This is a genomic window from Yinghuangia sp. YIM S09857, from assembly GCF_051388915.1.
Lineage (GTDB): Bacteria > Actinomycetota > Actinomycetes > Streptomycetales > Streptomycetaceae > Yinghuangia.
This window is the reverse complement of record NZ_JBPKBH010000011.1, coordinates 1-14,115: the sequence shown is the minus strand read 5'-3', so window position 1 is coordinate 14,115 and position 14,115 is coordinate 1. Positions and strand designations below refer to the sequence as shown.

13 protein-coding genes are annotated in these 14,115 nt (G+C 72.0%); 4 read left to right on the top strand and 9 right to left on the bottom strand.

Annotation, left to right across the window (positions count from 1 at the left end; all coding sequences use genetic code 11):
* Window positions 1–214 precede the first annotated feature (214 nt).
* Window positions 215–1,012: a VOC family protein gene (locus ACRX5S_RS23130; protein ID WP_436774966.1), complete on the top strand. Its 798-nt coding sequence runs from the start codon at window positions 215–217 to the stop codon at window positions 1,010–1,012.
* 36 nt (window positions 1,013–1,048) lie between these two features.
* Here the strand turns inward: ACRX5S_RS23130 and ACRX5S_RS23125 are convergent, their stop codons facing one another.
* The gene (locus ACRX5S_RS23125; RefSeq protein WP_436774965.1) at window positions 1,049–1,672 is read right to left on the bottom strand and encodes a gamma carbonic anhydrase family protein; all 624 of its coding nucleotides are present in this window, start codon (window positions 1,670–1,672) and stop codon (window positions 1,049–1,051) included.
* A 120-nt stretch (window positions 1,673–1,792) separates the two neighbouring features.
* Entirely contained in the window at window positions 1,793–2,206 is a 414-nt protein-coding gene (locus ACRX5S_RS23120) for a MarR family winged helix-turn-helix transcriptional regulator (protein WP_436775191.1), read from the bottom strand.
* 196 nt (window positions 2,207–2,402) lie between these two features.
* Here ACRX5S_RS23120 and ACRX5S_RS23115 point away from each other — a divergent pair, with 196 nt between their 5' ends.
* Entirely contained in the window at window positions 2,403–3,626 is a 1,224-nt protein-coding gene (locus tag ACRX5S_RS23115; RefSeq protein ID WP_436774964.1) for a nitroreductase/quinone reductase family protein, read from the top strand.
* Window positions 3,627–3,690: 64 nt separating this feature from the next.
* On the opposite strand, the gene ACRX5S_RS23110 is transcribed toward ACRX5S_RS23115, so the two are convergent.
* The 3 genes from ACRX5S_RS23110 to ACRX5S_RS23100 all read right to left on the bottom strand — a co-directional run bounded on the left by ACRX5S_RS23110 (window position 3,691) and on the right by ACRX5S_RS23100 (window position 7,194).
* Window positions 3,691–4,812 (bottom strand): enoyl-CoA hydratase/isomerase family protein, encoded by a 1,122-nt coding sequence (locus tag ACRX5S_RS23110; protein WP_436774963.1) that lies wholly within the window; start codon window positions 4,810–4,812, stop codon window positions 3,691–3,693.
* Between the two features lie 414 nt (window positions 4,813–5,226).
* Window positions 5,227–6,141 carry an SDR family oxidoreductase gene (locus ACRX5S_RS23105; RefSeq protein WP_436774962.1) on the bottom strand — a complete coding sequence of 305 codons (915 nt, stop codon included), beginning with the start codon at window positions 6,139–6,141 and terminating at the stop codon, window positions 5,227–5,229.
* A 120-nt stretch (window positions 6,142–6,261) separates the two neighbouring features.
* A complete protein-coding gene (locus tag ACRX5S_RS23100; protein ID WP_436774961.1) occupies window positions 6,262–7,194 on the bottom strand; it encodes a LysR family transcriptional regulator in 933 nt (310 codons plus the stop codon).
* Window positions 7,195–7,267: 73 nt separating this feature from the next.
* On the opposite strand from ACRX5S_RS23100, the gene ACRX5S_RS23095 reads away from it, so the two are divergent.
* Window positions 7,268–8,347, top strand: coding sequence for an EamA family transporter (locus ACRX5S_RS23095; protein ID WP_436774960.1), 1,080 nt, complete (start codon window positions 7,268–7,270; stop codon window positions 8,345–8,347).
* Here ACRX5S_RS23095 and ACRX5S_RS23090 read toward each other — a convergent pair.
* Complete coding sequence (locus tag ACRX5S_RS23090; RefSeq protein ID WP_436774959.1) at window positions 8,337–9,551, bottom strand: amidohydrolase family protein; 1,215 nt, start codon at window positions 9,549–9,551, stop codon at window positions 8,337–8,339. The two genes, ACRX5S_RS23095 and ACRX5S_RS23090, sit on opposite strands and share 11 nt — an antisense overlap.
* Before the next feature lie 137 nt (window positions 9,552–9,688).
* Between ACRX5S_RS23090 and ACRX5S_RS23085 the strand changes: the two genes are divergently transcribed.
* A complete protein-coding gene (locus tag ACRX5S_RS23085) occupies window positions 9,689–10,594 on the top strand; it encodes a LysR family transcriptional regulator (RefSeq protein WP_436774958.1) in 906 nt (301 codons plus the stop codon).
* Between the two features lie 10 nt (window positions 10,595–10,604).
* Here the strand turns inward: ACRX5S_RS23085 and ACRX5S_RS23080 are convergent, their stop codons facing one another.
* The 3 genes from ACRX5S_RS23080 to ACRX5S_RS23070 all read right to left on the bottom strand — a co-directional run bounded on the left by ACRX5S_RS23080 (window position 10,605) and on the right by ACRX5S_RS23070 (window position 13,707).
* Window positions 10,605–11,813, bottom strand: coding sequence for a low temperature requirement protein A (locus tag ACRX5S_RS23080; RefSeq protein WP_436774957.1), 1,209 nt, complete (start codon window positions 11,811–11,813; stop codon window positions 10,605–10,607).
* A gap of 141 nt (window positions 11,814–11,954) precedes the next feature.
* The gene (locus ACRX5S_RS23075) at window positions 11,955–12,293 is read right to left on the bottom strand and encodes a P-II family nitrogen regulator (protein WP_358357935.1); all 339 of its coding nucleotides are present in this window, start codon (window positions 12,291–12,293) and stop codon (window positions 11,955–11,957) included.
* Window positions 12,294–12,363: 70 nt separating this feature from the next.
* Window positions 12,364–13,707, bottom strand: a complete 1,344-nt coding sequence (locus tag ACRX5S_RS23070; RefSeq protein WP_436774956.1) for an ammonium transporter — start codon at window positions 13,705–13,707, stop codon at window positions 12,364–12,366.
* Window positions 13,708–14,115 lie beyond the last annotated feature (408 nt).

Here is a 14,115-nt window from a genome sequence, read left to right as displayed (position 1 = left end):
CGCGGTGCTCGGACGGTGTCCGTGCAGCCTAGGCCACCGGTATTGGGGATTTAAACATCCTTTGCGACAGATGTAACCGGTCTCACGTCGGGGGTGGGTGGGCCGCGGGTTTGGCCGGATAGTGCGGATTCGCTGGCGATCACGGATCACGCAGTCGAATAATTGTTCGAGTATCGTCGATTGGATCGTGACGCCGTCACTTTGGAGGACTCTCGTGCTCACCACGCAATACACCCCCGGCTCGCCGATCTGGGTGGACCTGGCGACCCCCGACCTGGACGCCTCCGCGGCCTTCTACTCCGAGGTCCTGGGGTGGGAGTTCGAGTCGCAGGCGGAGGCGGCCGGAAACTACGGGGTGTTCCGGCTGGACGGGCGGATCGCCGCGGCCGCGGGGCCGTGCCGGGAGGACGGCGGCGCGGCGGCCTGGACGCTGTACTTCCACACGGCGGACGCCGACGCGCTGGCGAAGGCGGTCGAACGCGCCGGCGGAGCCGTGCGGTATCCGCCCTCGGACGTGTTCGGGGCCGGCCGCACGGCACACTTCGCCGACCGGGCCGGGGCGCGCTTCGCCGCCTGGCAGCCGGGCGACGTCAAGGGCCTGGAGGTCGTCGACGATGCCGGTTCGCTCGCCTGGACCGAGCTTCTGACCGCGGACACGGTCGGCGCCACGGAGTTCTACGGGGCGGTGTTCGCCTGGCAGTTCGGCCTGGCGCCGGTGCCCGGCATCGACTACACGGTGATCACGCCCGCCGCGCAGGAGGGCGGCGGCAGGGAGACCGGCGGCATCGTCGCGCTGCCGCCGGGCGTGCCGGGGAGTGACGCCGCGCCGCAGTGGTACCCGTACTTCGAGGTCGGCGACTGCGACACCGCGGTCGAACGCGCGGTCGGCAACGGCGCGTCCGTCATCGTGGCCGCCGACGACCTGCCGGGCGTGGGACGCATGACCATGCTCGCCGACTCCTTCGGCGCGCGCTTCAACGTCATCAAGAGCGCGGTGGTGGAAGGCGCGTGACGCACCGTCAGGCTGCGGTGGCGTGCTGACGCCGCGTCACTTGTCGGTGTGCTTCTCGCGGTACGTGTGCAGCGGGACGGCGACCGAGGGGTCCGTGCTGACCCTGCGCCGGTCCGGCTCCGGCTCGGTGAGCGGGGTCGCCGGGCGGAGGCTCTCGAGGGAGCGGGCGGCCAGGTCCTGGTACACGCGCGTGCCGTTGGCCTTCCAGGCCAGCTCGGTGTCGCTGAGTTCGCGGGTCACGACGCCGGGGGATCCGGCGATGAGGTGCTTCTCCGGGACGACGGTCCCGGCCTTGACGAAGGCGTTGGCGGCGACGAACGCGTAGTCGCCCAGGCGTACTCCGTCCATCACGACCGCGTTCATCCCGACGAGGACGCCGCGGCCCACGTGGCAGCCGTGCAGGATCGCGCCGTGGCCGACGTGCCCGTCCTCCTCGATGGTGGTGTCGGTGCCGGGGAAGCAGTGCACGACGCAGCCGTCCTGGACGTTCGCGCCGGGGCCGACGGTGATGCGGCCGAAGTCGCCGCGCAGGCTGGCGAGCGGGCCGACGTACGCGCGCGGGCCGATGATGACGTCCCCGACGAGGACGGCGTCCGGGTGGACGAAGGCGGTCGGGTCGATGACGGGCACCACGGAGTCGATCTCGTACACGCGGGCCATGGCGGCCTCCGTTCCGTACGCGGGGTCGGGCCCGTCCAGTTTTACTGATGGGTCGTCAGGTCTGCTGCGCGGGGTGGATTTTGCGTGGGCGGTGGGGTGCGGGCGGCTTCCGGCGGACCGTCAGGGCGTCGCGTCGCCGGGGTCGGACAGCGCCTGCTCGTAGGCGGCGAGGGTGTTCGTGAACAGTGCCCGCTCGGTGTCGCTCAGGGGTGCGAGGACGGTCCGCCACGCCGCCGCGCTCCGGCCGAGCCAGGATTCGATGGCCGGACGGCGGGCCTCGGCGATGCTCACGATCGTGCGGCGGCGGTCGGCCGGGTCGGGCGTGCGTTCGAGGATCCCCTTCTTGTCGAGGTCGCCGACCATGAGGCTGACCGTCGCGGGAGCCACCTCCAGCCGCCCGGCCAGCTCGTTCACCGCCATCGGGCCGTCGAAGAGCAGGTACGCGAGCAGCGACAGGTGCCGCGGCGCGAGCGCGGAGGACCGCAGCTCCTCGGGGACGCCCAGGCGCTTCGCGCGGCCGACCATCCGCGGCATGAGCAGCAGAAGCGTGCGGATCGCGTCGTCGACGCCGAGGTGCTCCGGCGCGGCGCGCCCGGCGGCACCGTCCGATCGCGCGGCCGTGCGGTCGCTTGACACCGGCAGCCCTCCAAAATAGCTTTGCTGTCAAAGATGCTTTGCTTGCAAAGCAAAGTCTAGTTCCGTCGTGCCGACGATACCGGGAGGGCACCCCATGACCGGACCGCATATGACCGGGCCGCACACGGAACCGGGCGCCGACGGCGGCCGCGCGGTGGACGGGGCTCATGAGGACCGGCACGGGGACGAAGGCTCCCTGCGCGGCAGCGGCGCTACGGGCGAGGGCGCTCCGAGCGACCGCGCCCTGGGCGAGAACACCCCGGGCGGGAGTGGTCCGGGCGAGAGCACCCCGGGCGGGAGTGGTCCGGGCGAGAGCACCCCGGGCGAGATCGGTCCGGGCGAGGGCGGCCCGGGCGACGGCGCCCCGGGCGAGAGCACCGTGGGCGAGAGCACCCCGGGCGGGAGTGGTCCGGGCGACGGTGCCCCGGGCGACCCGGCCCTGGCCGGAAACGCCGCAGTCATCGCCGAGTTCCGGGCCAACGCGGGCCGCGTCGGGGGGTTCTTGCAGGACGCCGACCTCCTCCTGCTCACCACCCGCGGCCGCCGCACCGGACGCCCGCACACCGCACCGCTCGGCTACCTGCGCGACGGCCACCGCCTCCTCGTCTTCGGCTCCAACGCCGGGCAGGACACGCACCCCGCCTGGTTCCACAACGTCGGGGCGTCGCCGCGCGTGGCGGTCGAGGTGCCGTACGAGGACGGCTCCGGCATCGAGGAGTTCACCGGGACCGCGATACCTCTGGAAGGAGAGGAGCGGGACCGGCTCTACGCGTTGCAGGCGGCGTGCGTGCCGGCGTACGCCGACTACCAGGCCGCCACGCAGCGTGTGATTCCCGTTCTGGCGCTGCTCCGCCTCGACTTCGCCGGCGACCCCGAGCGCGCCCGTGCGGCCGGACGCCAACTCCTCGCCGCGCACGCCGACTTGCGCGCCGAGATCGCGAGGCTGCGAGGCGACGCCGTGCCGGGTGACGGCGTACCGTCGCGTTCCCTGGCCGGGCACTGCCTCGCCTTCTGCTCGGCTCTCGGCACGCACCACGACAGCGAGGGGACGGCGTTCACCGCGATCGAGGCGGCGTACCCCGAACTCAAGCCGACGCTGGACCAGTTGCGCGACGAGCACCGGGCGGTCGTCGATGCCCTCCGCACCATCCGCTCCCTGGCGGAACGCATTGCGCTCGGCGACGGAGTCCCCACCCTCCGCGCCGAACTCGGCACCCTCGCCGACGACCTCGAACGCCACTTCGCGTTCGAGGAAGCCGAACTCCTCCCGGCCCTGGGCCTCGACGCGACCGGCCAGGCCACTGCCGCCCGAGGATGAGAGCACGGACCTTCGGTCGCACGGGAGTTCGCGCCGCTCGGCGTCACGAACCACCGCGCCGGCATCATCCGGACGGCTCCACCCGGTCGACCAACCCCCAGGCAAGGGCGTGTTGCGCGCTGAGGCGGGCACCGGTCAGGGTCATCCAGGCGGTACGCCAGCGTCCGATCCGCGCGGTGACGCTCGCCGTTCCGCCCGCGCCCGGGATGAGGCCGAGCGACAGTTCCGGCAACTGGCACCATGCATCCGGCGCGGCGACGACGGTTGCCGCAAAGGCCGGGACCTCGATGCCCGCACCTACGCACGCGCCGTGCAGGTAGGGCGTGACGCGGTCGCGGTCGCGGTGCACGCGCAGACCGGCGCTCCGGGCCAGCCGCACAACGTGCGCGGTCGCCGGGTCGGCCGCCGTGCCGAACTCGTCCAGGTCGCCGCCGCTGCTGAACGACGGTCCCGCGCCGCGGAGTTCCGCACGCAGCGTGGGGTCGGCGGCCAGCACGTCCAGGCCGTCGATGAGGGCGTCCCGCAGCCCGTGGCCCAGCGCGTTGCGGCGGTCGGGGCGGTTGAGCGTGATGCGCAGGACGTCGCCCTCGCGCTCCAGCAACACGGCGTCGGACGGTACGGGCGGCTCGCGCCGCGGCGGATGCGCCGCACGCCATGCGGCGAACTCCGGGCCCGCGAGCAGTGCCGAGTACGCCAGCGACTCGGTCGCGACGGCGTCCGCGAGCCCGAGCGGCCCACCGGGGCTCCCGGCGGTGCGGATCAGCCCCGCGTTGATGCGCAGGACGTTCCCGAGGGCGAGGGCCGCACGCGGGGTGCGGTGCACGGCGGCGGCGATCTCGGCGGCAGCCGCGGCCGGATCGGGGACCGGGACGTGCGCGCGGCCCGGCGCGGCGACCGTGGGGAGGCAGAGTGTGAGGGTGAGGGCGTTGACGACGGGTTGCAGGGCCTCGTCCCACGGCCCGCGGGCGATGCCGAGGGTGAGCCGGGTCGAGTCGCCCAGGATCCTGGCGACGGCCCCGGGGTCGTGCGCCCCCTCGTCGAGGTCGACGATCGTGAGCACGTCGTCGCCGCGTGGGGGATCGGTCGGCGAGACGGCCGGCTGGAGGAGGTCGGACGAGGCGAGCAGGGCTGCTGGCGGGACGGGCACGATCGACAGCCGGTTCGACACCAGAGGTTCCGAAACCACAGGCTCCGACGGCAGCGGGTTCGGTGGCGGCGTGGGCGTGGGTGCGGGCATCTGGGGGATCCGCCACTCCTGTGACTTGTTGCCGGGCGTACACGTTGCCATCGTCACCCGCTCACCGCCCCCGTTGCGGCCGGAGTTCGCACGTCGACGACGCGTAGTCTGCCAGAGCCGACCGGCCGGGGCGGGGTTGCGCCGGGGGTGCGGTCGACCCCTGGTCAGGCCCGAAGGGGGCGCCCTGCCCGCGTCCGCGTCCGACCGTCTCCGAGTCTGTCCGTTTCCGAGTCCGCCTCCGAAGCCGTCCGCCTCCGAATCCGCCTTCGCATCCGGCTGGAAACCGACCCTCGCGAAAGAGACGGGCCCCCGCGGCGCATCGCGCCTCGGGGGCCGGCCACTCGTCCTGCCTCTGGGCCTGGGTCAGTCCTGGACCGGACGCGTCCCGTCCATGCCCGCGTTCGGTGCGGCCTTGGCGACCAGGTCAGGGATGACGTCCGACAGCTCCGACGGCGTCCAGCGGCCGCCCTTGTCGACCGTCGGCCCGTTCGCCCAGCCCTCGGCGACGCTGATGGTGCCGCCCGCCACCGAGAAGACGCGGCCGGTGACGCCCGCCGCGGCCGCCGAGCCGAGCCAGACCACCAGCGGCGAGATGTTCTCCGGGGCCAGCTTCTCCGCGGTCTCCGGGCTGTCGCCCACCACGTTCGCCAGGTCCTCGGTCATGCGGGTGAGGGCGGTGGGCGCGATGGCGTTCACGGTGACGCCGTACCGGCCCAGCTCCTGCGACGCGATGACCGTGAAGGCGGCGATGCCGGCCTTGGCCGCGCCGTAGTTCGTCTGGCCGATGTTGCCGAAGATGCCGGACGGCGACGACGTGTTGATGATGCGCGCGTCCACCGCCTCGCCCGCCTTGGCCAGATTGCGCCAGTGCGCCGCCGCGTGGTGCGCCGGGCCGAAGGTGCCCTTGAGGTGCACCTTGATGACCGCGTCCCACTCGGCCTCGGTCATGTTGGTGAGCATGCGGTCGCGCAGGATGCCCGCGTTGTTGACCAGCACGTCGATCCGGCCGAACGTGTCGATCGCCAGCTTGATGAGGGACTCCGCGCCCTCCCACGTCGAGATGTCCTCGGCGTGCGCCACCGCCTCGCCGCCCACCGCCACGATCTCGTCGACGACCGCCTGGGCCGGGCCCGCCGACGCGCCCGTGCCGTCGCGCGATCCGCCCAGGTCGTTCACGACGACCTTGGCTCCCTCGGCGGCGAACGCCAGCGCGTGTGAGCGGCCGATGCCGTTGCCCGCGCCCGTGATCACCACAACGCGCCCGTCGCAGATGCCCATGAAGTCCTCCCGGCACAAGGGGTACGCCTCGGTCCTCCGAGGCGCCCTCAACTGACCTGACGTACTTAGCTGACGCTCAATCAATAGCCGCCACGATAACGGGGCACACCGCGCGATGGTCTAGAAGGCCGCCTCGTGTGGGGTGCCACAGTGATCGGAACCGGACAAATCCCGGCCCACTTCGCGCAGCGCGTGGAGGAGCGGCGTCGTGCCGCTGCCCCGGCGCACCGCCGCGAAAAGGTGCCTGCGCGGGGCCGGGTCGCGCAGCGGCCGCAGCACCACGCCCGGGGGCGCCGAGGCCACCGACATCTGCGGCATCATCGCGACACCGAGCCCGGCCGCGACCACCGCGTACACGGCACCGAAGTCGGTGACGTAGTGCCCGACGCGCGGCTGGAAGCCCGCCTGGCCGCACGCCTGCACCGCCAGCGCGTGGCAGGCGGTGCCCTCGGCGGTGAGCACCCACTCCTCGTCGACGAGGTGTTCGGCGATGTCCACCACATCCGCCCCGGCCAGCGGATGACCGGCCGGGACGGCCATGTGCACCGGCTCGCTCAGCAGCGGGTGGAGGAGGACCGTCGGGTGGTCGGCGGTCGGGACCTGCGGCGAGTTCATGACCACGGCGAGGTCCAGTTCGCCGGAGATGACCCTCGGGATCGAGTCCTCGGTCTCGTGCTCGGTGATCGCGAAGCGCCAGCCCGGGTGCGTCGTACGGACCCGCGCGACCGCCGGGGCGAGCAGATAGGCGAGGGCCGTGGGGAACGCCGCGACCTGAGCCTGCCCGACCCCGCCGTGCGCGTGCGCCGCGAGGTCCGCACGGGCGCGTTCGAGCTGGACGCCGATCGCGTCCGCGTGCGTCAGCAGCACCTGCGCCGCCCCCGTCAGGCGCACCCCGCGCCCGTTGCGTTCCAGCAGCGGTACGCCGGCCTCCTTGGCCAGCACCGCGAGCTGCTGCGACACCGCCGAGGGCGTCAGGTGCAGGCGTTCCGCGGCGGCGGCGACCGTGCCGTACCGCGCCAGCGTCTGGAGGATACGCAGCCGCTTCAGATCCATGTAGGAAAACTACCGAATCAGGTCCGGAAAAAGTAGCTGGTCCTGACGGGTGAAGCCGCCGAGACTGGCCGGCATGCAGCCCACGCATTCCGCGCAGCCCACACACCTCGTACTGCCCACCGAGTCCATGCAGCGGACCCACACTGTCCGGGCCACCTTCGTCGCCGTCATCTGGGGCCTCAACTTCGTGGCCATCGACTACGGCCTCGACGCGTTCCCGCCGCTGCTCTTCGCCGCGCTGCGCTTCACGCTCGTCGCCGTCCCCGCGGTGTTCTTCGTGCCCCGGCCGAAGGTCCCCGCACGCATCATCGTGGGCGTCGGAATGCTGGTGTGCGTCGGCCAGTTCGGGTTCCTGTTCACCGCGATGCAGATGGGCATGCCCGCCGGGCTGTCGTCGATCGTGTTGCAGTGCCAGGCGATGTTCACGGTGCTGTTCGCGATGGCCTTCCTGGGCGAACGCCCTGCCCGCGCCCGCCTCGTGGCCCTCGGGATCGCGGCGGCCGGACTCGCGGTCATCGCGGTCGGACGCGGCCAGAGCGCCGGGATCGGCTCGTTCCTGCTGCTGCTCGCGGCCGGTGCGTCGTGGGCGCTGGGCAACGTGGTCACCCGCAAGGCGGGCAGCCAGGCCGGGTTCGGCCTGGTGGTGTGGTCGGGCCTCGTCGCGCCGCTGCCGCTGTTCGCGCTGTCGCTCGGCTTCGAGGGCTGGGCCGCCGACCGCGACGCGGTCACCGGCATGGGGCTGTCCGGAGTGCTGGCGCTCGGCTACGTCGTGGTCGTCTCGACGTTCGTCGGGTACGGCGTGTGGAACAGCCTGCTCGGGCGCTTCCCGGCCACCTCGGTGGCGCCGTACAGCCTGCTCGTGCCGGTCGTGGGCATCGCGGCCGCCGCCGCGGTGCTGGGCGAGCGTCCGACCGGGTGGGACTGGGCCGGGGGCGCGCTGGTGATGGCCGGCATCGCGGGGGCGAGCGGCCTGGCCGGCGGGCGGCGCCGCGGGGACGACGGCCGCCGTGCCGCGGACGAAGGCCGGGGCCCCGGGCATGTGCCCAGGACCCCGGCCCCGTCGTCGACCGCAGCGTCGACCGCAAAGACGACCGCAGCGTCGACCGCAAAGACGACTACATCGGGTGCGACCGCACCGACGACTACTTCGTGATGCCGAACCGCTCCAGGCCGAACGCCTTGATGGCGTTGCCGCGGAAGAGCTTGTAGCACTCCTCCTGCGTCAGGCCCGCCTGCGTGGCGATGTCCAGCGCGACCTTGTGGGTGTGCGGGAAGGTCGAGTCCGCGTGCGGGTAGTCGACCTCGAAGCAGATCTGGTCGATGCCGATGATGTCGCGGTTCTTCAGACCGATCTCGTCGTCGAAGATGCAGCCGTAGATGCGGTCCTTGATGTACGACGACGGCTTGTTCTTCAGCGACGAGCCGAAGTCGTTGTCGTCGCGCTCGTGCCACAGCTTGTCGGCACGCTCCAGCACGTACGGCATCCAGCCGACCTGGCCCTCGGCGTACGCGATCTTCATCTTCGGGAAGCGGTCCAGCACACCCGAGAAGATGTAGTCGACCAGCGAGCCCATGGCGTTCTGGAAGGTCAGCGTCGAGGACACGATGAACGGCGCGTCCGGCGACGTCGACGGCATCTTGGACGACGAGCCGATGTGCATGCAGACGATCGTGTTCGTCTCCTCGCACGCCCGGAAGAACGGGTCCCAGAAGTGGTTCTTGTCGTGCACCGACGGCAGGCCCAGCGGCACCGGGTTCTCCGAGAACGCCACCGCGAACGAGCCCTTGGCCGCGCAGCGGCGCACCTCCTGCGCCGCCAGCTCCGGGTCCCACAGCGGGATGAGCGTCATCGGCAGGAGGATGCCCTTGCCCGCACCGGCACACCACTCGTCGATGATCCAGTCGTTGTACGCCTGGACGCAGAGCAGCGCGAGCTCCTTGTCCTGGCGCTCAAGGAACGCCTGGCCGCAGAAGCGCGGGAGGATGTTCGGGAAGCAGATGGACGCGTCCGTGTGGTTCGCGGCCATGTCCTTCAGGCGCTCGGACTGGATCCACGCGCCCGGGCGGATGTCGTCGAAGGTGACCGGCGTCACGTCGAGCGTGTCGAAGCCGACCGCCGCGGAGAGCTTGGGGAACGGGTAGACCAGGTCGTCGTACAGCCACCAGTCGCACCACTCGCCGTCCTCGACGCCCTTCTCGTAGGAGAAGACGCCGCCGACGAAGTTGAACTTCGCCTTCTCGCGCACCACCCGCGGGCCGCGGTCCTTGAACTTCGCCGGAAGCCGGTCCTGCCACAGGTTCGGGGGTTCGACGACGTGGTCGTCCACCGAGATGATGCGGGGAATTTCGAGCGTCATGGCTTCGGCTCCTGGTCCGTCCGGGTACTGCGGAATGTCGCGTTGCTCTTCGACGCTTCCAGGAAACCCGCTCGCCGCGGCGCGGCCAAGCCCCCAGTCCCGGCTAACGTTATTCCGCAGGGGCATATCCTCGGGGTATGGAAATGCGCGATCTGAGGAGCTTCATCGCCGTCGCCGAGGAGCGGCACTTCGGCCGGGCCGCCGCGCGCCTGTACCTGTCGCAGCCGATGGTGTCCAAGGCGGTACGCCGTCTTGAGCAGCAATTGGGGGCCAGGCTGGTGGACCGCAGCTCCCTCCCGGTGACCCTGACGCCGGTCGGCGAGGCCTTCCGCCGCCAGGTCGACGAGGCGCTGCGGCTGCTCGACGACGCGTGTGCGGACGTACGCCGCCGGGCCACGCGTGAAGCGGGCCAGGTGCGTGTGGGGTATACCTCCGGGCTCGGTCCGTCGCTGGTGTCCACGGCGATCTCGGCCCTCCACGTACGCCACCCGGAGCTGCGCGTGCAGTGGACCAGCGAGCCGACCGCGCGCCAGGTCGCGGACGTGCGCGAGGGCGTCCTGGACGCGGGCATCGGCTGGATGCCGGACCTCGGCACCGGCTTCGAGTCGGCCCGGGTCGGCACCTTCGCCTTCGTCGCGCTGCTGCCCGCCGACCACCCGATGGCCGGGGAGGAGTCCATCGACCTGACCGAACTGGTCGGCGACGAGCCCATCGTGGTGTGGCCGCGCGGCCCGCACCCGCGCCTGTACGCCCGCGTCACCGACGCGCTGCGGCGGGCCGGGGCGGCCGAGATCGTGGAGGCGTTCGGCAGCGTCGACGACGTGATCGCGCGCGTCGTCGACCGGCAGGGCATCGGCATCTCGCCGCGCAGTTGGGCCCGTCAGCGCCCGGTGCGCGGCGTCGTCCAGGTGCCGTTGACCGGCACGCCGGACGTTCCGGTAACAGCCTTCTGGCGCGCCGACAGCGAGCGCGAGGGCGTGCAGCTCCTGGTCCGCTGCCTCAAGGAGGTCGCCGAGGACAGCGACCTGGCCGAACAGCTCTGACCGCGCCCGGTCAGGCGGCCGCGCGGTACCGCCGGTGCGCGGCGACCGTCTCGACGGTCACCAGCAGGGCCGCGACCGCACCCGCCGCTGCGGTGGCGCCGGCCGGCGGCAGGAACACCCCCGCGACCACGATGGCCGCCGCGGCCACCGACCACTGGCGCAGGCGCTGCGGCCCGCAATTGTCCTTCGCACGCAGGGCGATTGCCGCGACCATGAGCAGGAACAGCGCGAGCGGGATCGCGACCGCGAGCGAGGCCGTACGCTCCGGGATCGGGTGGTCGCCGTGGTCCGCCACCGCGGCGGCGGCCGTCGCGAGCCCGCCCCCGACCGCGGCGAGCGCGCCGAAGACGACGTAGTGGCCGTACCCCCAGGTGAACGCGCGCACCTGATCCTCCGGGCCGTCCCCGCCGAGCGTGTCGAAGTAGAGCCACCAGCAGGAGAAGGCGATGATCAGCCCGCCCGCGGCCACCGTGATGATCGCCGCGCTGACCCCGCCGTCGGTCGCGTCCTTGACCGCGACCGTCGCCGCCAGGATCGACTCGCCGAGGATGATGAGCGCGAACAGTCCGTAGCGTTCGGCGATGTGCTCCGCGTGCCAGAGCACCCCGGCTCCCGCGCGCTCGGCCCAGATCGGCACCAGGACCTCGCACAGTATGAGCGGGACGAACGCGATCTGGAACGCGGTGATCGAGTCCGGGATCACCAGCGCCAGCCACGCCAATTGCACGAGGCCGATGCCCAGGGCGTACCGGTGGGCGCGCACCCTTATCGTCGGCTGGTGCCGCGCGACCCGCAGCCACTGGGCGATGAGCCCGACGCGCATCACCATGTAGCCCACGACGACGATGCGGTACGTCTCCTCGTCGAACGCCGCGTCGACCCCGGACGCCAGGATCAGCACGCCGGCCATCTGAAGCAGCGTCAGCAGCCGGTAGGGCACGTCGTCGCTGTCGTGCGCGGTGGCGAACCACGTGAAGTTCATCCACGCCCACCAGATGGCGAACATCACCATCAGGAAGCTGGGGATCGCGCTGCCGACGTGGTCGGCCGCGTACGCGTGCTCCAGACGCACCGTCAACTGGGCCACCGCGACCACGAAGCACAGGTCGAAGAACAGCTCCAGCGGAGTCGCCGCGCGGTGCGGCTCCCCCGGGTCGCGCAGCGCCGCGCCCCGACTCCACGGCCTCCCGGCCGTCACCACCAGGCGTTCTTCCGCCATGCCCCGCAGCCCCTTGCCGCTCGCCGCACCATGTTGACGAGAGACACCTTCCCGCATGCCGGGGTTTGCGTACGCCCACCCGACTACGCCACGCGCGAACTGGACAGCGGATCACCGCGGCGGACCAACCGCCGGTGCGGCTCAGAGGGCGTCCGGCCCCCGCTCACCCGTGCGCACCCGGATGATCGTGTCGACCGGAACGCTCCATACCTTGCCGTCGCCGATCTTCCCGGTGTGCGCGGCCTTCGTGATGATCTGCATGACGGGGGCCGCGTCGTCGTCCTCGACGACGACCTCCAGGCGGATCTTCGGCACCAGGTCGACGCGGTACTCGGCACCCCGGTAGACCTCGGTGTGCCCGCGCTGCCGTCCGAAGCCGCTGGCCTCGGTGACGGTCAGGCCGTGCACACCGAACGTCTGGAGTGCGGACTTCACGTCGTCGAGCCGGTGCGGCTTGATGACCGCGGTGATCAGTCGCATGGGGGTTCGCCAGTCCTGTCAGCCGTCGTCCGACGGCGCGCCGGTGGGTCCGGGTACGTCCTACGGTCCGTCATTCCTCGTCGGCCTCGACCCGAACCGGTGCGGGCGCTCCCGACCCCGGCTTCGACAGGTGCGACGCGGCGCCGACCGAACCGAGATCGTAGGCCGTCTCCGCGTGCACGGCCAGGTCCAGGCCCGCCTGTTCGTCGTCCGCCGAGGCGCGGAACCCGACGGTGCGGTCCACGACGGTGGCGATCGCGTACGTCGCCGCGAACGAGAACACCGCGGCCACCACGACCGCGACGATCTGCTTGCCCAGCAGTTCCAGACCGCCGCCGTGCAGCAGGCCGCGCGGTCCGCCGGTCACGCCGTCCCACGCGAACACGCCGATCAGGACCGTGCCGACCACCCCGCCCACGAAGTGCACGCCGACCACGTCGAGGGAGTCGTCGTACCCGAACTTGTGCTTCCAGCCCACCGCGTAGGAGCACAGCACACCCGCGGCGAGGCCGATCACCAGTGCGCCCGGCAGGTCCACGACGCCGCAGGACGGGGTGATCGCCACCAGGCCGGAGACCGCACCGGACGCCGCACCGAACGTCGTCGCGTGCCCGTCGCGCTTCTTCTCCACCAGCAGCCAGCCGAGCAGCGCCGTGCAGGCCGCGGCCTGCGTGTTGACCAGCGACTGCGCGGCGGTGCCGTTGGCGCCGAGCGCGGACCCCGCGTTGAAGCCGAACCAGCCGAACCACAGCAGGCCCGCGCCGAGCATCACCAGCGGCAGGTTGTGCGGACGCATCGGGTCGCGCCGGAAGCCCAGGCGCGGGCCGACGACCAGCGCCACCGCGAGACCGGCCGCGCCGGAGTTGATCTCCACGACCAGGCCGCCGGCGAAGTCGAGGGCGCCGAGCTGCTCGCGGATCCAGCCGTCCGGGCCCCACACCCAGTGCGCGAGCGGCACGTACACGAGCGCGACCCACGCGGCGCAGAAGACCAGCCAGCCGCGGAACTTCGCGCGGTCCGCGATCGCGCCGCTGATCAGCGCGACGGTGATGATCGCGAAGGTGAGCTGGAAGGCGGCGAACACCAGCGTGGGCACGGTGCCGGTGACCGAGTCCGGTTTGACGTCGTGCAGGAACACCTCTCCGGCGCCGCCCAGCAGGCCGCCGCCGAGGTCGTCGCCGAAGGCGAAGGAGAAGCCGAACGCGAACCACACGACTGTGACCACGGCGATGGCCGAGAAGCTCATCATGATCATGTTGAGCACGCTCTTCGCGCGCACCATGCCGCCGTAGAACAGCGCCAGCCCCGGCGTCATGAGCAGCACGAGCGCGGTGGCGAGCAGCAGGAAGGCCGTGTCCCCGGTATCGATCTCGGCGGGTCCGGCCAGGTGCGTCGGCAGTGCGGCGGCGTTCATCGGCCCCTCGTCTTCCGCTCGGCAGGCCCCGCCGACCGCGAGGCTCACGCCAGGGTGGAGACGCCCCGTTACCGCCCGCGCACACGCAAGTTACGCGCAGGTTACGCAACCTGATGCCGTGTTACTTCCACATTGCCGCGCCGTGTCGGACTCCTCACCACGTGCGATTTCCCTGACCGGGAAGAAACGTGGACGGCCCACCGCGACACATCCCCGAAACGTCGGGCGCGGGGGACCGTGCCGGCGCCGTGATTTCGGGCTCAAGGGGCATGTCGGCGCCGCATTTTCGATGCGGCGACGGTCGCTCCCTACGATGACCGCGTGACGAGCGATGTGGCGACCGACAACCCCACCCGCAAGCGCTCCTCGGAAGGGGGCGGCGGGGCCGCGCCCGCGCCTCCGGACGCG